General features: G+C 72.0%; 15 protein-coding genes. 5 read left to right on the top strand and 10 right to left on the bottom strand.

Going from position 1 to position 17,137, the window contains the following annotated elements; genetic code table 11:
• Window positions 1-115: 115 nt before the first annotated feature.
• From ACZ7OU_RS43060 to ACZ7OU_RS43050, 3 genes are all read right to left on the bottom strand, one after another.
• Complete coding sequence (locus ACZ7OU_RS43060; protein WP_470259708.1) at window positions 116-1,318, bottom strand: GTPase; 1,203 nt, start codon at window positions 1,316-1,318, stop codon at window positions 116-118.
• Window positions 1,315-3,099, bottom strand: a complete 1,785-nt coding sequence (locus tag ACZ7OU_RS43055) for a P-loop NTPase family protein (protein WP_470245395.1) — start codon at window positions 3,097-3,099, stop codon at window positions 1,315-1,317. The genes ACZ7OU_RS43060 and ACZ7OU_RS43055 overlap by 4 nt, the downstream gene beginning before the upstream one ends.
• Window positions 3,100-3,200: 101 nt before the next feature.
• On the bottom strand, window positions 3,201-4,202 hold the full coding sequence (locus ACZ7OU_RS43050) for an IniB N-terminal domain-containing protein (RefSeq protein ID WP_470245396.1): 1,002 nt from the start codon (window positions 4,200-4,202) through the stop codon (window positions 3,201-3,203).
• Between the two features lie 302 nt (window positions 4,203-4,504).
• Between ACZ7OU_RS43050 and ACZ7OU_RS43045 the strand changes: the two genes are divergently transcribed.
• Complete coding sequence (locus ACZ7OU_RS43045) at window positions 4,505-5,620, top strand: Hsp70 family protein (RefSeq protein WP_470245397.1); 1,116 nt, start codon at window positions 4,505-4,507, stop codon at window positions 5,618-5,620.
• The gene (locus tag ACZ7OU_RS43040) at window positions 5,617-8,079 is read left to right on the top strand and encodes a helix-turn-helix transcriptional regulator (protein ID WP_470259707.1); all 2,463 of its coding nucleotides are present in this window, start codon (window positions 5,617-5,619) and stop codon (window positions 8,077-8,079) included. Before ACZ7OU_RS43045 ends, ACZ7OU_RS43040 begins: the two co-directional genes overlap by 4 nt.
• Before the next feature lie 45 nt (window positions 8,080-8,124).
• Here the strand turns inward: ACZ7OU_RS43040 and ACZ7OU_RS43035 are convergent, their stop codons facing one another.
• The 3 genes from ACZ7OU_RS43035 to ACZ7OU_RS43025 are packed head-to-tail and all read right to left on the bottom strand — an operon-like array spanning window position 8,125 to window position 10,077.
• Window positions 8,125-8,868: a ferredoxin reductase gene (locus ACZ7OU_RS43035; RefSeq protein ID WP_470245399.1), complete on the bottom strand. Its 744-nt coding sequence runs from the start codon at window positions 8,866-8,868 to the stop codon at window positions 8,125-8,127.
• A complete protein-coding gene (locus tag ACZ7OU_RS43030; RefSeq protein WP_470259706.1) occupies window positions 8,838-9,437 on the bottom strand; it encodes a sulfite oxidase-like oxidoreductase in 600 nt (199 codons plus the stop codon). Before ACZ7OU_RS43030 ends, ACZ7OU_RS43035 begins: the two co-directional genes overlap by 31 nt.
• Window positions 9,438-9,465: 28 nt before the next feature.
• The gene (locus ACZ7OU_RS43025; protein WP_470259705.1) at window positions 9,466-10,077 is read right to left on the bottom strand and encodes a pentapeptide repeat-containing protein; all 612 of its coding nucleotides are present in this window, start codon (window positions 10,075-10,077) and stop codon (window positions 9,466-9,468) included.
• Between the two features lie 44 nt (window positions 10,078-10,121).
• Here ACZ7OU_RS43025 and ACZ7OU_RS43020 point away from each other — a divergent pair, with 44 nt between their 5' ends.
• The 3 genes from ACZ7OU_RS43020 (at window position 10,122) to ACZ7OU_RS43010 (ending at window position 12,649) form a co-directional block, all read left to right on the top strand.
• Window positions 10,122-11,024, top strand: coding sequence for an ornithine cyclodeaminase family protein (locus ACZ7OU_RS43020; RefSeq protein WP_470260156.1), 903 nt, complete (start codon window positions 10,122-10,124; stop codon window positions 11,022-11,024).
• A 321-nt stretch (window positions 11,025-11,345) separates the two neighbouring features.
• A complete protein-coding gene (locus ACZ7OU_RS43015) occupies window positions 11,346-11,600 on the top strand; it encodes a hypothetical protein (RefSeq protein WP_470245403.1) in 255 nt (84 codons plus the stop codon).
• 227 nt (window positions 11,601-11,827) lie between these two features.
• Complete coding sequence (locus ACZ7OU_RS43010; protein WP_470259704.1) at window positions 11,828-12,649, top strand: LmeA family phospholipid-binding protein; 822 nt, start codon at window positions 11,828-11,830, stop codon at window positions 12,647-12,649.
• 60 nt (window positions 12,650-12,709) lie between these two features.
• Here the strand turns inward: ACZ7OU_RS43010 and ACZ7OU_RS43005 are convergent, their stop codons facing one another.
• The 4 genes from ACZ7OU_RS43005 to ACZ7OU_RS42990 are packed head-to-tail and all read right to left on the bottom strand — an operon-like array spanning window position 12,710 to window position 17,100.
• Window positions 12,710-13,276, bottom strand: coding sequence for a hypothetical protein (locus ACZ7OU_RS43005; protein WP_470260155.1), 567 nt, complete (start codon window positions 13,274-13,276; stop codon window positions 12,710-12,712).
• A complete protein-coding gene (locus tag ACZ7OU_RS43000) occupies window positions 13,276-14,892 on the bottom strand; it encodes an extracellular solute-binding protein (RefSeq protein WP_470259703.1) in 1,617 nt (538 codons plus the stop codon). The genes ACZ7OU_RS43005 and ACZ7OU_RS43000 overlap by 1 nt, the downstream gene beginning before the upstream one ends.
• Entirely contained in the window at window positions 14,889-16,019 is a 1,131-nt protein-coding gene (locus ACZ7OU_RS42995; protein ID WP_470259702.1) for a toxic anion resistance protein, read from the bottom strand. Before ACZ7OU_RS42995 ends, ACZ7OU_RS43000 begins: the two co-directional genes overlap by 4 nt.
• A gap of 1 nt (window position 16,020) precedes the next feature.
• Window positions 16,021-17,100, bottom strand: coding sequence for a hypothetical protein (locus tag ACZ7OU_RS42990; protein ID WP_470245407.1), 1,080 nt, complete (start codon window positions 17,098-17,100; stop codon window positions 16,021-16,023).
• Window positions 17,101-17,137 lie beyond the last annotated feature (37 nt).

The raw sequence follows: 17,137 nt of genomic DNA, 5'->3' as shown, positions 1-17,137 counted from the left end.
CTCCTCGGGCCGGCGCTGGACCATAGACCGGTCTATGGTGCGGCGACGGCGACCGCGAGTCAACACCTGACAGCAATGACCTGAATGCCCGGATTGCCGGTTTTTTCCCGGCGTGTCAGGCGAACAGCGACAGCAGGCCCTCGGTCGAGCGCACCACGACGTGCGCCGCGGTGCGTTCCGCGTGGGGCCGGTCCGGACGTTCCGCCTCGTGCCGCCAGCGGCGCAGCGCGTCCAGGCCCGCGTCGTAGATGTCGCCCGGGTCCGCGTCCGGCTCCAGGTTCAGGCGGTCGGCCGGGGCCGTGCCCTGGGCACCCAGCAACCGGACCGCCTCCTCCGCCGGCTCGCCGGACAGGGCCGTGCGGCCGCCGCGGATGTCGGCGATCAGGCGCAGCTCGCGGAAGTCGTGCGCGGCCGCCGCGAAGCGCTCCACCCGGGACACCAGCCGATCGCCGCCGGGACGGGGCCGGTCCGCCAGCAGGGTCTCCAGCCGGATGATCGCCGTGCGCGCCTTCAACGCCTCGGCCCGCGCCACGAAGCACCCGGCGAGGGTGTCCCGCAGCTCACCGAGACCGCTGCGGCGGACGAGCTCGGTCGACAGCTTGAGCGGGTCGTCGCAGCCGGTGCGGATCAGCGTCAGCGCGAGGCGGACGCCGAACATCCCGAACCGCACCACCAGCGACCGCCGCGTCTCGACCGGGATCGGGCCGGGGAACGCCGGGTCGGTGAACGAGTCCACCGAAAGCACGTGCCGTTCCAGCTCTTCGCGCGGCACCGCGGCGAAGGCCGCCAGGAGGTCGAACTCGTCGTCGCGCAGGGACCGGCCGCCGTAGGCCAGCTGCCCCGCGACGGCGATCACGCCCAGGAACCCCGTGCACAGCGGGTCTTCGCGCCAAGCCCGGCGTGCCAGCTGCTTCGCGGTCAGCAACGCGTCGATCCGGCCCGCGCCGACCTCGTCCGCGCGGGACAGCACCAGCACCGAGTTGACCGCGCTCTGCCGCGCGAACGCCGAGCCGCCCGGCGGGTGCGCCGCCGCGAGCTCGTCCGGTTCGAGGTGACGCACGAGCCGCACCGACGCGTCCGGGAGGTCGTCGGCCGGGCCCGGGTCGTCCAGCAGCACGAGGTCGCGCAGCGCCCGCGTCGGCCACTCGCCGAGCGCGGCGGCGAGCGTCGTCTTGCCCGACGACGGCGCACCGGTGAACCCGACGCGCAGCGGCTGCTCCAGCCGGTTCAGGCAGTCGTGCAGGACCGCCGAGGCGCGCGGGTCGTCGCGGTAGAGCCCGGCCGCGGCGTGCAGCAGGTCGCGAACGTCCTGCGTCACGCCGAGAGCTCCCGCGGCTTGCGCCCGGCGATCGTGCCGAGCTCGCCCGCGCGCTGGTGCAGCCCGGCCAGGCGGTCGATCTCCCGGCGGATGTGCCCGGTCCGGCGCTCGCGCTCGGCGGTGCCGGCCATGATCGTCTCGCGTTCGCGCGTCAGCTCGTCCGCGAGGTCCTCGGCCAGCCCGGTGAAGTGGTCGCGCAGCCGCCGCTGCACGACGCGGATCCCGTCGCGGAACTCCTTGCTGTAGCGCAGGAAGACGTCGTCGACGTGCCGTTGCGCGGCCTGCTTGGCGGCGGCTTGGCGCCGCTGCAGGCGCATCCCGCCCTCGTCGCGGATCGTCTTCACCGCGAACGCCGCGCCGGCGCTGAGCGACACCGGGTTGATCAGCGGCAGGCCCAGCCAGGGCAAGCTGGTGACCAGGCCGAACATCAGCACGCCACCGTAGGAGCCGCGCAGGCCGGTGAAGGCCTGCTGGCCGATCTTGAACTTCTCGATCTTCGGGCGCCGGACGTCGTCGAGGTATTCGACCCCGGAACCGTCGAGCGGCAGGTCGGGCAGCGCGCGGTCGTACTGCGCGCCGAAGCACGCCGCGACCGCCTGCGCGGTCCACTGTGCTCGCTCGGCCAGCCACGCGTAGTTCGTTTCGACGGCATCGGCCAGGGTCTCGTCCAGCCACGGCGCGAAGTCATCCCAGACCTTCGCCGGGTCGCCCTCGTCGAAGGTCTGGTCGATCGTGTTGACGATCTTGCGCGTGCGTTCGCGCAGGTCGTACTCGACGTCGCCCATCAGGTCGGTGACCTCGTCGGAAAGCAGGTTCTGCCACCGGGTGTTCTGCCGCCGCAGGTCGTCGGCACGGCGTTGCGCGCGCTGCAGCAGCGCGGCCTGGCCGAGCCCGGCATCCTGTCCCGCGGCCTCGACGCGGTCGCGCAGGGACTCGACGAGCTCCGCGGCCGCGGCGCGCACGCCGACGGCGGCGAGCAGCGCGCGGGCCTGCTCCGGCGGCCGCGAGGCCTGCTCGGCGATCCACGTGAGGAGCTCGGGAAAGCCCGAACGCGCGTTGAGGTCGGCGTCCCCGGCCTTCGCGGCGGCTTGGCGCACGACGGCCGAAACCGGTAGGACGGGCGCGTCGATCCCCGCCTCGGCGAGCATCCCGCGGTTGCGTTCGGCGACCGCGCGCCACCCGGGGGAAGCGTCGATCTTGGTGAGCGCCAGCACGACGTGCGGGCACCAGGTGCGGACGTGGCGGGCCAGCGCGAGCTCGGCGGCGCTGAGCGGCGCGGTCGCGTCGGAGACGAGGATCACAGCGTCGGCTTCGGCGAGCAGGTCGAGCGCGGCGGCGGTGCGCGGTGACCGCGGGTCACCGACCGAGGGGGTGTCCACGAGGACGAGCCCGGCGGACAGGAGCTCGCGCGGCACGCCGACCTCGACGCGGCTGAGCGTGCCCGCGGGGCGGGCGCCGAGCTCACCGGTGAGCCGTTCGACCGCGACGGGAGTCCGTTCGCGGGAGCGGCTGACGAGGGTGGCGGCGGGTTCGGCGGCGTAGCCGATTTCAGTGGGGACTTCGGGGGTCGGGGCGTCGCCGACCGCGCACACAGGCGCGTTCAGCACCGCGTTGACCAGGTATCCCTTGCCCTGTTTGGGGAATCCGAGCACGCCGAGCCGGATCTGCCCCTCGGGGGCGTCACGACGTCTGCGGAGGCGCTCGGCGAGGTCGGCGCGGCCGTGGGTGCGGCACGCGTCGAGAGTCTCGTTGAGCACTTCGTGCCAAGCCGGTGCGGTCACAGCGGACGAGTGTCCCCGGTTTACTCCCCGTACGCACACCGGGTGCCCGTCCCGCGGCTGCACCCAGACCGCGGGACGGGCACCGGTGACCGGTTCGGGGATCAGTGCCCGAGGTGGATGTCGTTGGACGCGATGTCGCCGAGGTGCAGGTTGCCCAGGGCGTTGTGGCTGACGTCGGAGACGTCGGACACCACGTCGTGAACGGCCGAGGTGTTGCCGCTCGCGATGTCGCCGACCGCGCCGGCCACATTGTGGTCGACGGAGATGCCGGTGGCGTTCGACACGACGCCGCTGACGTCGCCGACGCCGTGGACGGCGTTCGTGACCTCGCCGGTGACGTGCTTGACGTCGATGTCGCCGGCGCCCTTGAGGATGCCGGAGAAGTCGCCGACCTGGCCGACGACGGAGTTCACGGTGTGGCTGAGGTCACCGCTGATGTCACCGACCTGCGAGGTGGCCTCGTAGACCGGGGTGACGGCGTTGTACGACACGTTGTTCGTGACGGCGTCGCCGAGGTGGGCGGCCTGCTCGACGGTGGCGACGACCGAGCTGTGGTCGGCGTCGGTGACCGAGTACACGAGGTTCCCGGTGACCTGGACCGCGTCCAGGCTGGAGCCGAGGTCGCCCGCGTTGCCGAAGTCGCCCGCGAGCGCAGTGACGCCGGCGGCGGTCGTGGTGAGGTCGTTCACACCCGGGAGCGCACCGACGCCCGGGACGGCCGGCAGGCCGAGATCGCCCACGCCCGGCAGCGCGCCGACGCCGAGGTCGCCGACACCCGGCAAGGCCGGGACGGCCGGCAGGCCGAGGCCCGCGGTGAGGGCGGTGAGCTGGTCGATCGCGCCCTGGATGCCGGGGGCGTCGGTGCCGAGGCCGCCGAGGCCGGGGAGGCTGCCGACGCCCGCGAGGCCACCGACGGCCGGGAGGCTGTCGACCGGCACGAAGTCGAGCACCAGCGGGATGACCTCGTGCACGTCGGCGGCGCTGACGTCGCCGAGACCGGCGGCGGCGAGGACGCCCTGCGGGTCCGTCCCGAAGGCCGCGAGGGCGGTCGGGTCGTTGAGCAGGTTCAGGGCGAAGTCGTGCAACGTCTGCACGGAGTCCATGGGGTTTCTCCTGGTCCGGTGGTTCGGGGGACGGCATCGGCCGCAAGGACCGCTGCTCCGACATCAAGCTAGGGACCCGGTCCCCCCACGCACATCGGGGATCACTCCGAGTCGCGGACCAGTCAGCCAATAGGGGATCGATATGTCATCGTTAGGGAGTTAGGGGGTCATCCGAGATGCTCGCAGTTGGGTTAAATCCCTCCAGCCCCTTGATTGACTAACCCGTTTGGGTGAGGATGCCCCGAGCCCTAGGGGGATCCCGCACCCCCGATCGGCCCCGCGAGGTGAGGAGGAAAGCGCCATTGCCTTACGTCCTTGGGATCGATGTGGCACAGGGGCGTACCCACGCCGCGACCTGCCACCGTCAAGGCCCCGGCTGGAGCGAACCCGAACCGCTCTGGCTGGGTGAACGAACCCCCGCCGCCGCGTCCGCGCTGTTCCTGGACGACGAGGGGTACCTGCTCACCGGGGACGCGGCCGCGCAGGCGGGCGCCCAGGTCCCGTCCCGGCTGCTCACCGGCTTCCACCGGCGGATCGGCGACGACGTGCCGATGCTCGTCGAAGGCGAGCCGTTCCCGCCCGAGACGCTGACCACCGTGCTCGTCGAAAGCATCGCCGAGCACGCCGCGAACCAGTTCGGCGGCGCCCCGCAGCACCTGGTGCTGACCCACCCCGCCGACTGGGGCGGCTACCGCCGTGACGTGCTGCGGAGGGCACTGGCCGACGCCGGGTTCCCCGCGGTCACGCTGGTCCCCGGCTCGATCGCCGCGCTCGGGGCGCACCTGCCCGTCCCCGGCCCCGGCGCCACGGCGGCCGGGGTCTGCGAGTTCGGCGCCGACGGCGTGAACGTCACCCTGGCCACGGCGACCGGCGCGAGCGGCTGGCAACCGGCCGCGAGCGCCGAAGGCGTGGCCCCGGCGGCGGCGCTCAGCACGCTCTTCGCCCTCGCGAACGCGGCGTCGACGTCCCCCAAGGGACTCGCCGGCGTGGTGTTCTGCGGCGACGTCCCCCCGCACGCGCTCCCGGCCCGGCCGCCGTGCCCGGTGTTCGCGGGACCGGTTCCGCCGGCGGCCACCGCACTCGGCGCGGCCGCCCTCGCGGCGCTGCGCGCGGACCACCGGGGTGCCCCGCACGAACCCCCCGCCGTCGAGACCACCCTGCTCCCCCAGGTGGACACGCTCGGTGACCTCGGCGAGCGGCCACCGCGCCCGCCGGTCGAGATCACGCCGTTCGAGCTGCCCGAAAAGAGCAGTCCGATGAACCTGTTCCGGCGGCGGCGTCCCCTCGCGGCCGCGGTGCTCCTGCTCGCCGCGGCCACCTCGGCCGTGGTCATCACGGTCACCGCCCGCGAAGCCACCGCCGTCCCCTCCCCCGTCCCGAGCCACTGCGCCCACCCCTCCGGTGAAGGTCCCTGTTGAACACTCTGCTCACGCAGGTCCCCCCGCTTCGCACCGTCCCCGTGCACCCGGCGGCGCTGCGGCTGCTCGACCAGGTCACGGCCGACCCGGCGGCGCCGATGCGGCTGGCCGTCGTCGCGCCCGGCGGGTACGGCAAGAGCGTGCTGCTCGCCGCACTCGACCGCTGCTACCGCGCGGCCGGCGTCCAGGCCCTGCTCGTCGACGACGCCGACCGGCTGGGTCCCGACCAGCTCGAGGAGCTGCTCACGGGCGCGGACGGCCCGATCGTCGTCGCCCACCGGCCGGCCGCGGTGGCTTCGAGCTGGACGTTGCTCCAACTCGGCCCCCTCGGCGTCGAGGACGTCGCACGGCTGATCGCGGCGGTGACGGGTTCGCCCGCCGAGCCCAAGGCGGCGGCCGAGCTCCACGCGCGCACCGGCGGAGTCCCGCGCTTGGCCGAGCGCGCGCTCCTCGGGCGGCTGGAGGAGTTTCGCCCGGAGCTGGACGAGCTCCCCGACGACGTCTTGCGGTACTTGATCGCGGCGGAAGCCGGGGCAGGGCGCAATCTCGACTTGCTGTGCGCGTTGCTGGACCGCGGCCCTGATCAGTTGCCATCGATCGTCGACGCGGCCCGCGCGACGGGTCTCCTCGGCCCGGACGACACGCTGCTTCCCCTGGCCGCAACGGCCGTCCGCGACTTCGGCCCACCCGCCCGCCGCCTGACGACGGTCCAGCGCCTGGTCGAGCTGCAGCTGGCGAACGGTCTCCCGGTACTCGACCTGGCGCGGTCCCTGCTCGGCACGGGCAGCTCCGGAGCATCAGCGGCGGCAGCGTTCGCAGCGGCGGCAGCGGAGGCGTTGCCGGCCGACGCGCGACTCGCGGCCCGGCTGTTCGAGGCAGCGGCGGAGGCGGGCGACCGGTCATCGGTGGTGACGGCGGGCTGGGCCCGCGCGACGGCATTGTCGGGCGACCTGGACACGGCATTGCGCCTCGGCGACGGGATGCTTGGGGCGGCTGATCCCGAGACCCGCGCAGCCGGCGCGGCGATCGCGGCGACTGTGCTCGCGCATCGGGGTGAGCTGGCTCGGAGTGCGGAGCTGTACCACTGGGCGTCGCGTAGCGCCGAAATGATGGCGCCTGGCGGGCATTCCAGCAGCCACGGTTCCGCGGGCGCCGGACATCCCGGCACCGCCAACTGGGCGGGAGCCGATGCGTTCGCGGCGATAGCGCTCGTCGGCACCGGTGATCTCGACGGGGCCCGGCGGCTGCTCGACTCCCCCGCTCCCGGTGTCGCGCCGACCTTGTTCGCCGGGGCGGCCACTCGGATGGCCCGGGGCATCGCCGATTCGGTGGTCGGCTGCGCGACGGAGACCTTGTCGACCCTGCTCGGCGCCGCCGCGATGCTGGAGCCGGCGTTGGGCGGCACCTTGCTGCCCGACAGCCCGGCGTCGCTGGCCGCGCTCGCCGCCTTGCACACCGGGGAACTCGCGCTGGCTGAGCCCGTGCTGACCCGCGCTCTCGACGGCGGGATCGGCGGCGACCTGCTGTCCGTGCGGCACCGGCTGCTGCTGGGCTGGGTCGCGATGACAGCCGGCGACCTCGCGACGGCGGCCGAACACCGCGACGCCGTCGCCGGCCGCACGCTGGAAGCCCGCGATGAGCTGTTCTTCGCCACCCTGGAGCTCGGCTTGGCGCGCCGGGCCAGCGATCTGGTGGGGTTGCAGCGGTCGTGGCACCGCGCGTACCAGGCGTCGATGCGGCAGCAGACGGACCTGTTCACCCTCCTGCCGCTGGGCGAGCTCGCGATCGCGGCGGCCCGCACCGGCGCGTTCGCGAAGATTTCGGGTCAGCTCGAACGGGCCCACACCCTACTGGCGCGCCTCGGCGAGCCTCCACTGTGGACGGTCTCGCTGGTGTGGCACGAGCTGCACGCGGCGATCACGCTGGAGGACGCGGACGCAGCGAAGGCGCACCTGACGACGTTGGAGACGCACGCCCACTGCGGCCGCTACCCGCACGCGCTGGCCACGGCCGCCCGCTGCTGGCTGTCGGTCCGGAGCGGCACGTTCGCCCCGGACACGATCTCGGCGGCGGCAGCCGAGATGCACGACCTGGGCCTGCGCTGGGACGCGGCCCGCCTGGCCGGCCAGGCGGCGATCCGCACGTCCGACCGCAAGGCGATGGTCCAGCTGCTGGAGGCGGCCCGCCAGTTCCAGGGAACGGCGGCCCGCCGCGAGCCGGGAACATCGGAGCCCGCGGCGGCCGGGACGGGCTTGGCGGCGCTGAGCGAGCGAGAGCTCGAGGTGGCCCGGCTGGTGGTCGAAGGCCTGACTTACAAGCAGGCGGGTTCGAAGCTGTTCATTTCGGGGAAGACGGTCGAGCACCACATGGCCCGCATCCGCGGAAAGCTGGGCGCGGCGGACCGCCGGGAGCTGCTCGCGACGCTTCGGGAGCTGCTGTCTCGCCCGGACGCGCCTTAGAACAGCCGACCCGGGTCAGTCGCGGCTGGGTCAGTTGAGGCTGGGTCAGTCGCGGCTGGGGCCGAACCTCTCCGTGCGGATGCGGTGCGGGTCGTGGCCCAGTGCGACCAGGATGTCCGCCGCCGTCTCAACGAAGCCCGTCGGTCCGCAGATGAAGCAGTCCGCGCCGAACTCCGCCGGCCAGCCCGCCGTGTTGAGCGTCGGCACGTCGATGCGGCGCGGGATTCCCGGGCGGCCTTCCGGCAGCTCGCGCGTGTACACGTACGTGATGTCCAGGCCCGCCACCGGCGTGCGCAGCTCGTCCGCGTAGTACAGCTCGGCCGGCGTGCGCAGCGAGTAGATCAGCTTGAACGGGGTGCGGACGCCCGCCGCCCGGCGGGCGCGGATCATCGCCATCACCGGGACGATGCCCGAGCCGCCCGCGATCAGCAGGACCGGTGCCGGGTCCGCCGGGCGCCAGACGAACCAGCCGCCGACCGGGCCGCGGATCTCCACCGGGTCGCCGATCGCGTACGGGCCGGCCAGGTGCTCGGACACCTCGCCGTCGGGGACGCGCTGGACCGTCAGCTCGACCCGGTCACCGTCGGCGGGCGCGGCGAGCGAGTAGCTGCGCTGCGCGCGGTAACCGTCGGCCGCCGTCAGGCGGACGTCGACGTGCTGCCCCGCCAGGTGACCCGGCCAGCCGGGCAGGTCGAAGACGAGCGTGCGAGCCGTCGGCGTCTCGTCGCGGAAGTCGGCCAGGCGGGCGACCCGCCAGGCTAGTCGCCCTGATACCGCTGTTCGCGCCATGGATCCCCGTAGTCGTGGTAGCCGACGTTCTCCCAGAAGCCGGGCTCGTCCCGGGTCTTCAGCTCGAGCCCGCGCACCCACTTCGCGGACTTCCAGAAGTACAGGTGCGGCACGAGCAGCCGCGCCGGGCCGCCGTGCTCCGGGGTCAGCGGCTTGCCGCCGTACTCGTAGGCGATCCAGGCCTGGCCGTCGAGCAGGTCGGCGAGCGGCAAGTTCGTGGTGTAGCCGCCGTAGGAGTGCACCATGACGTAGTCGGCGGCCGTGTCGAGCCCGCCGACCAGGGTGTCCACCGCGACGCCGCGCCAGCGGGTGTCCAGTTTGGACCACTGGGTGACGCAGTGGATGTCCACTGTGGGCTTCTCGCTGGGCAGGGCCATCAGCTCGGCCCAGCTCCAGGCGTGCTTCTCGCCGGTCTCGGAGGTGACCGTGAACTCCCACGTCTCGGTCCGCACGCGCGGCGTCGGGCCTGCGGACAGCACGGGGAAGTCCTCCGCCAGGTACTGCCCGGGTGGCAAACGCGGGTTGCCGCCGCGGGCACGGCCGCGGAACCCCGGTGTCACGACGCCCATCGCGGCTCTCCTCCCGATCGGCCCGAGCCTACGCCCGGACGTGCAGCCCGAGCGACGTGACGAGCACCGCAGCCTGTTCGGGTGACACGATCGCGCCGGCCAGCTCGGCGTTCACCGGGTCGAGCGCCGAGAGATCGCTGCCCCTCAGCTCGGCGCGGGACAGCTTGACGGCGTGCAGCGTCGCCGCCGAAAGGTCGACGTCGGCGAACACCGCGTCGGCGCAGTTCGCCCCGGTGAGATCGACCTCGCGCATGCGCACCCCGTGGAAGGCGACCGACCGCAGGTCGGCCCCCGCCAGCCCGGCGAACGACCAGTCGCCGCCGGTGACCCGCAGCGGGCGCAGCTCGCACTCGCTGAACGTCGCACCGACCAGCTTGCACCCGGTGAACTCGGCGTCGAAGAAGTTGCACCGTTTGAAGGTGCAGCCGGTGAACGCCGAGTCCGCGTGCCGGGACGCGTTGAAGCGCACGTTGCCGAACACGCAGTCGGTGAAGACCGAGTTCCGCGTCTGCGTCTCCGAGAAGTCGACCTCGCGGAACTCGCACCGCACGTAGTGGCGTCCGGTGATCTCCTCCCCGTACCAGTCGTCGCGGACGAACCGCTGGTCTTCGACGGGTGGATCTTGCGCGGCATCGGACACCTAGTCAGGCTAGCGGCAGTTCTCCGGCTTCGAAGGGTTCGCACATGCTCGATGCTCACGCCGTCCGGTCGGCCGTGCCGATGACCGCCGCCGTCGACGCGGTCCGGGAGGCCTTCCTCGACCTCGCCGCCGGCCGTTTCGTGGTGCCGCAACGGTTGTCCTTCGGCGGCGGCACGACGCTGGTGATGAGCGCCTGCCACACGCCGACGTCGACGACGGTGGTGAAGACGCTCAGCCTGGTCGCCGGCCGCACGCCGATGATCCTCGGGACGCTGGTGTGGAACACGGCCGCGGGCCAGGTGGTCGCCGACGCGATCGAGGTGACCACCCTGCGCACCGGCGCGGCGTCCGGCGTCGCGACGGACCTGCTCGCGCCGCCCTCCGCCAGCCGCCTGGCGCTCCTCGGCACCGGCGCGCAGGCCGCCGACCAGGTGCGGGCGGTGGCGGCGGTCCGGCCGGTGAGCCGGCTGGCGGTGTTCGGACGGGATCCGTCGCGTGCTCAGGGCTTCGCGGATCTTGTGCGTGCCGAGTTCCCGGCGATCGAGACGCGGGTCGCGGCTTCGGCCGCCGACGCCGTCTCCGATGCGGAGATCGTTTGTTGTGCTACTTCATCGTCGACTCCTCTGTTCGATGTGGACGACCTGCCGGAGCGGGTTCACGTCAACGCGATCGGGTCGTATCTGCCTTCCATGCGGGAGCTTCCGGCCGAGTTGCTCGGTTCTGCTTCGTGTGTGGTGGTGGATCAGGTCGAGGCCGTGCTCGAGGAAGCCGGTGAGGTGATCCACGCGGTGGACAGTGGGGTGGTGAAGCGCTCCTCCTTGGTCGAGCTCGGCGACGCGTTGGGTACGCCGCCGGCAGTGAGTGGACGGACGGTGTTCAAGTCCGTCGGTCTCGCGGTGCAGGACTGGGCCATCGCGCGGCTGCTGGGTGACGCCGGCCCGCGTTGACGGCCGTGAACGCGGACCTGAGTGGACGACACGCGCACCCGGACGGACGACTCGCGTACCTGGATGGACGACACGCGTGTGACTGGGCAGGCATCACGCGTGACTGGGAGGGCATCGGGCGTGATTGAGCGGGCATCACGCGTGACTGGGCGGGCATCGGAGGCCGGTTTGGGGGCGACTGAGGGTGCGGGAGGGGCGGCAGAGAGCAACGGGAGCCGCCGAACGGCGCAATCTTGGGGTTGGAGCGTTTGACGGGTCACCCGATCCGGGAATTTTCCGGGCATGTCTCCTTGGCGAACCACCACCAGACGGAACACGGCCGTGCGGGTCATCACGGCGATCGGCGCGATCTTCGCGGGGATCGAAGTGCTTTACATGATCATGGTGCTCGCCGGTGCCAATGCCGGCAACGCCTTCTTCGTCTTCATCAAGTCACTGGCGGTTCCTCTCGCGTTGTTCTGGCCGGGTCTGTTCCCGGTGGACAACCCCAGCCTGGCCGTGATCCTCGACTTCGGCCTGGCCGCGGTGTTCTGGCTGGTCATCACCGGCATCATCGCCCGCTTCGCGGGCCGGTGACCGGCGGGCGACACCGCCCTCCGAACTGCCACCTGTCGTCGCCGCCCCCTCCGGTGACGGCAGGTGGCTCCCAGCCGCCCCAGTGGGTGCATCCCGCACCACATCCGGGACGCGGCCAGGCAGGAGACGGCCGGCGGGTCAGGTCCCGCACCGTCGCCGCGTGAGAATCACCGCTTTCACCTGACCTGCCCTCGGCGGGCCACCCGGCCTTCGGCGACACTGGACGGATGAGCGACGGCAGGTGGTTCGACGGCTGGTCGCCCTGGCCCGAACTGGCCGGGCTGGCCGGACTGGCCGCGGCCGGGCGTTCCCTGCTCCCGAACGTCCCGGTCACGCCGGGCGCCCTGGTGCGCACCGTCACCGAACAGCTCGTCGGGCGCCGGCTGACCGCCAAGGTCGACGGCCGCGACGTCGGCCTGACCCTCACCGAACTCGACTACCCGGCCGACAGCCTCCGCCTGGCCACCGGCCGCATCGGCGACGTCCGGATCGTCGCCGAGGACGTCGACTGGCCCGAGCCCGAAGGCGGCAGCATTCCGCTGCGCCGGGTCACCGTGCTCGCCGAAGACGTCCGCCTCCGCTCCCTTCCCGTTCCCTCCGCCAAACCCGCCCGCGTGGACCTGCGCATCGCCGTTTCCGCGGACGTGCTCCGCGAAAGGGTGGCGAAGGTCCGCCCCGGGATCGTGGCCGCCCCGGCGGACAGCGGGCTGCTCCAGATCCACTGGGCCAAGAAGCCGCACTGGGGCCACTTGACGCTGGAAGCCCGGGTGGAGGCCGACGCGGTCGTGCTCGTGCCCCGGACCCTCCACATCGGACAGCGCACCCTGCGCCCACCGAAGCGCTTCCAGCCCATCGTGCTTCCCCTGCCGGAGCTCCCGCCGGGGATAAAGCTGACCAAGGTGGAGCCGCGGCACGACGAACTCGTGCTGCACACCGTCGCCGAAGAGTGGCCGGAACGGCTTTCCCGCATTCCTCTCGCCGACCTGCTGAGCTGGTTGACCACCGCAGCGGTGACCCTGACCTTGCCGAAACTCGGTTCGCGTCCATGAGATCCAAGCTACTCGAACGCGCGTTCGAACGTCACCACTCACAAGAGTAGCGCCGCGAACTCACCCGTCCCGGTCACGCAGATACCGCGTGTGATCGGCCTGCCGGTCGACCTCGGTCGCGTAGAACCGCTCGGCCACCCGGTGCGCCTCCGCTTCGAGCAAACCCAGCTGTGCCACCAGTTCCGAGCCCGCGCCTGCCCGCCGGGCCGCGAACCACCACGGCAGGTTCAGATAAGTCTCCAGCGACAGAGGCAGATCCGAGCCCGCCAAGCGCACGACGGCGTGCCGCACATCGGGGTCAGCCGACAACCGCGCAGGATCGGACAGCAAGTCCCGCAGGACTTCCGCGATGCGCCCCACTGTGTCCACAGTGGACTCGGGCATGCGCGAAGCCTGCGACGAGACCCGCCGCACCAAGGTTTCCAAAGAAGACCGCAGCTCGGCGGACGTATCGGGGACCAGCCGGACCTTCTCCGAAGGCGCGAGCAGCGCCCCCACCAGGTACAACGCGACCACGACGAACGGCCAGAACCACCCGATCACCCCGGTCAGGTACAGCACCACACCGACGAGCCCGCCGACGCAGCCGAGCAGGTTCTTGGTCGACCCCAGATAGCGCAGCAGCATCATTGGTACCCGCGGATCTCCTGGAACACGCTGGACAGCTGGACCTTCCGCGCGTCGAACACCTTGCCGCCGGTCGCCCCGGCGACCTGCGTCAGCTCGTCGCTCGACCCCTCGCCGAACAGCACCGTGAACACCGGCACCTGCTTCATCGCCGGCGGCAGCGAGCCGGACGACGCCTGGAAGTCGGCCAGGGACGAGCCGTTCGCGTTCTCGCCGTCGGTCATCAGGACGATCGACGTGAACCGGTCCGGATCGCGCGCCGCCAACGGTTCCAGCACCCGGTAGGCCTCCGAAAGGCTGTCGTAGATCGCCGTCCCGCCGCCCGCCGACAGTCCCTCGGCGAACGCCTTGATGCGGTCCAGCTCGCCCTGCGGGTTCTGCTCCGGCACGGTGAACGTCGAAGGCCGCGAAGGACTCGTGTTGAACGGCAGCATCGTCACCTCCTCCCGGCTCCGGAACCGCCTGAACCGGCCGGTCAGCGACGTGTCCGCCCCCGTCAGCCCGACCAGCGCGCTCTTCAGCGAATCGATCCGATCGCCCTTCATCGAACCCGACGTGTCGAGCACGTACAAGGTCCGCGACGGCCGCCGGATCTTGTCGAAGTAAGCCTGGAGCAGCGCGTCGACGGCCTGCTGCGTCGCCGGGAACGGCAGCTCGACGAGGTCGCGCGCCGCGAACTGCCGCCCCAGCGCGACGCCCGGGACCACCGGCCGCCGCTGGGTCGTCTCCATGATCTTCTTCTGGACGTCGGGCGTCCGCAGGTAGTCCGAGAGCCGCTGGTGTGCCGAGCGGGCGTCGTTCCCGGCGTCCGAAAGCAGAGTCAGCGGGTAGTCGGCCGTGACGACGCCGTCGCTCGGGTAGACCAGCGTCAGCGGCTCCGGCAGCTTCCCGGACGCGTTCGCCGACAGCAGCACGGACTCGTAATTGATCAGCCCGTCGACCTTCTGCCCCGGGTCCTGGCCGGTCGCGCGCCGCGTGTACGCGTCCGACAGCCAGCCCGACGACCCGGCCGAAAGCGCCTGGGCGCTGAAGAACTGCGTCAGCTGCGGAGTCACCGACGCGATCTGCTGGGCGTCGATCGCGTTGCCCGCGCCGGCCAGCGCCGAAGCCACCCCGACCAGCGCCGAGAACCCGGAGTTCGACGCCGACGGGTCCGTCATCCCGTAGCTGAACGCCTTCTTCCCGGCCTGCGCGGCGATCTCACCCCAGCTGACCGGCTTGCCCGCCCAGCCGAGCCGCTGCACCACGGACGTCGCCAGCCCGAGCACCACCGGCGAGCTCATGATCTTGACCTGGTTGCCGAGCCGCTTCGCCGCTTCGGGAATGCCTGCGGGATAACGGTTCGACGAGAACCACACGGCGTCGTACTTGCCGTCGACGCTGCCGTTCGCGAGCGCTTCGGCACCTTCCAAAGTCCCGGTGAACGTGAACTTGACCGTCACTCCGGTGGCGCGCGCGGCTTCGTCGAGCACCGGCTGCATGTCCGCCAGTTCGCTGCCCGCAAGGATCCGCAGCGTCCCCGGCTCGGGATCCCCCAGCGGCGCGGATGGAGCGGCGTCGGAACAGCCGGCCAGCAAGGCCGCGCCCACCGTCAGCGCAAGAAGTTTCCTGATCATGCTTCCCCCTCGTGCGAGCGCCGCAGGTGGTCTTCGGCGCGGCGGATCTCGCCGGACAGCGACTCGACGGTCGCCGCCATCGTGCGGACGGCGTCGGCGCGGAACCCGTCGATCGCGTCGATCGAGGCGTAGATCCGGTCGAACGACTGGCGGATCGTCTCGGTCGCGACGGCGGGGTCGCTGCTCGCCTTGCGGATTTCGGCGGACTGCAGGTCCAGCAGCTCGGTGTTGGCGCGGATCAGCCCGTCGGTGGTCGCCTGCAGCGCCGCGACCTCGTCGAGGACGTCGCGCTGGCTCGCCAGCGCGCCGCTGACCAGCAGGGCGACCCGCAGCGCGGACACGGTCGTCGACACCGCCCGCTCGACACCGCGGACCAGCTCGTCGTTGTTCTTGCGCACCAGGTCCAGCGCGAGGTAGCCCTGCGCGCTGACGGCGAGCTGGGTCAGCAGGTCCTGGTGCCGTTGCCGGATCGGGTACAGCACGTCGGCGCGCAACGCGTTGGCGCGCGCGGGATCCGTGAAGTCGAAGACCCCGGCCTGCGTCTCGATCGCGCCGTCGACGGCTTCGGCGAACGCGGCCGCCTCGGCGAGCTTGCCCATGACCTTCCACAGCCGCCCACGCTCGCCCTTGATCGCGGCGTTGTCGCGACGCAGGACGTCCTGACGGCCGCGGAGGTCGACGACCAGCGCGTTGACCGGCTCGTTCGCCGCGCGGTAGCGGTCCAGGGCCCGCTTCGCGCCCTGGGCGACCGGGAACATCCCGAGCAGCTTGCGCCCGGTCAGCGGCAGCTTGGCCGGGTCCAGCTCGGCGACCGTGCGGCGCAGGCTCGTCAGGCTCGTCGTGACGCCGTCCTGCGGGGACGCGGCACTGCGCAAGGACCGGTCCAGCATCGACCCCGCGACGCCGGCCGCGGCCCGCATGTCGGCCTCGCCGACGGCCAGCAGCTCGTCGAGGAGGTCCGTGAACTCCGGCGACCGGACGTCCAGCGCCTCCAGCCGCGCGGCGAAGGCCTCGGCGCGAACGGCGACTTCCGATCGTGTGTCGTCGCTGAGCGTGATGAGCCCGGCGGCGCGCTCGGCGGGGATCGCGGTGACGGGCTCGGGCGGGGTGAGGGCGAAGTCGTCCATGTCAGTACTGCTTGCCGACGGCGTCGAGCAGCCGCTCGAGCGTCTCGAAGGTCGGCGGCTCGACGGCGTCCACCAGGTCGGCCGGCGCGTGCGCCTTCGCCGCGACATCGGCGAACAGCTGCGGGTTGGTCGTGCGGAACCCGAAGGTCGCGGCGAGTTTGCCCAGCTCGGGGTCGGTCGTGAGCAGCTGGCCCACCTTGTCGCCGTCGCCCGAGAGCGGGACGAGCGTGTGCTTCGAGTAGACCGTCGGCGCGGTGTAGAGCATGCGCATGTCCGGCCGGATCGACCCGTCGCCGCGCTCCACCCGGTCGACGAACTGCGACTCGTAGATCAGCGCCAGCGGCGTCTTCCCCATGCCCGCCGACAGGTAGTCCTCGAACGGCCCCTCGGTGCTGTTCTGCGTGTACCCCTGGTCGAGGAACAGCTTCGACACCGACGGCAGCACCTTCGCCTCCTGGTCGGGCGTGCTGACGACGGTGTTGCCGTTGGCCACGAAGGAAACGATCGACAGGTACATCGCCGCGGAGTTCGACTCGCGCGGGTCGGTCGTCGTGACCAGGACGTTCTTGCGCGCCGGGTAGGCGGTGTTACCGGGCAGCTGGTCCCAGCGCGTCCCGGCCTTCGCCAGGTCGAGGTACTTCGCGATGTCGAGGACGTCGTAGTCGCCGGCGCCCTTGTGCACCACCCCATTGGCCCGCAACAAAGAAACGATCGGCTCGAACGACGCGATCGCCATCGGCGACTGGAACGGCGTGTAGACCGTCGTCACCTTGCGGTCGCGCTGGATCTTCTGCGCGGCCGGCGACGACGACGGGAACGCGAACGCGTACTTCCCCAGGTCGACGGTCGTCGCGATCTGCCGCGAGCCGGCCGTGTCGACCTCGACCTTCAGGCCGTTGCGGGCGAAGGCGTCGACGACGCGCTGGTCGGTGAAGAAGGCCTGCTTCTCCGACCCGATCACCCCGCGCACGGTGGTGAGGTCGCCACCCTGCGCGGAGTCGTCGCCGCGGCCCCAGACGATCACGGCGACGACGGCCAGCAGCAGCACCACGGCCAACCCGATGGACACCTGGCGTTTCACTGTCACTCCCCTCGACGGCCAAATCCTCTACGGCCTT

This window comes from Amycolatopsis sp. NPDC114505, from assembly GCF_055633615.1.
The sequence above is the reverse complement of the archived record's forward strand: the minus strand, read 5'-3'. Positions and strand labels throughout refer to the sequence as shown.

Coding starts and splice junctions, on each gene's coding strand:
- ACZ7OU_RS43035 (WP_470245399.1), bottom strand. CDS start 8,868: ATGGCGCGAACAGCGGTATCAGGGCGACTAGCCTGGCGGGTCGCCCGC.
- ACZ7OU_RS43030 (WP_470259706.1), bottom strand. CDS start 9,437: ATGGGCGTCGTGACACCGGGGTTCCGCGGCCGTGCCCGCGGCGGCAAC.
- ACZ7OU_RS43020 (WP_470260156.1), top strand. CDS start 10,122: ATGCTCGATGCTCACGCCGTCCGGTCGGCCGTGCCGATGACCGCCGCC.
- ACZ7OU_RS43050 (WP_470245396.1), bottom strand. CDS start 4,202: ATGGACTCCGTGCAGACGTTGCACGACTTCGCCCTGAACCTGCTCAAC.
- ACZ7OU_RS43010 (WP_470259704.1), top strand. CDS start 11,828: ATGAGCGACGGCAGGTGGTTCGACGGCTGGTCGCCCTGGCCCGAACTG.
- ACZ7OU_RS43005 (WP_470260155.1), bottom strand. CDS start 13,276: ATGCTGCTGCGCTATCTGGGGTCGACCAAGAACCTGCTCGGCTGCGTC.
- ACZ7OU_RS42995 (WP_470259702.1), bottom strand. CDS start 16,019: ATGGACGACTTCGCCCTCACCCCGCCCGAGCCCGTCACCGCGATCCCC.
- ACZ7OU_RS43000 (WP_470259703.1), bottom strand. CDS start 14,892: ATGATCAGGAAACTTCTTGCGCTGACGGTGGGCGCGGCCTTGCTGGCC.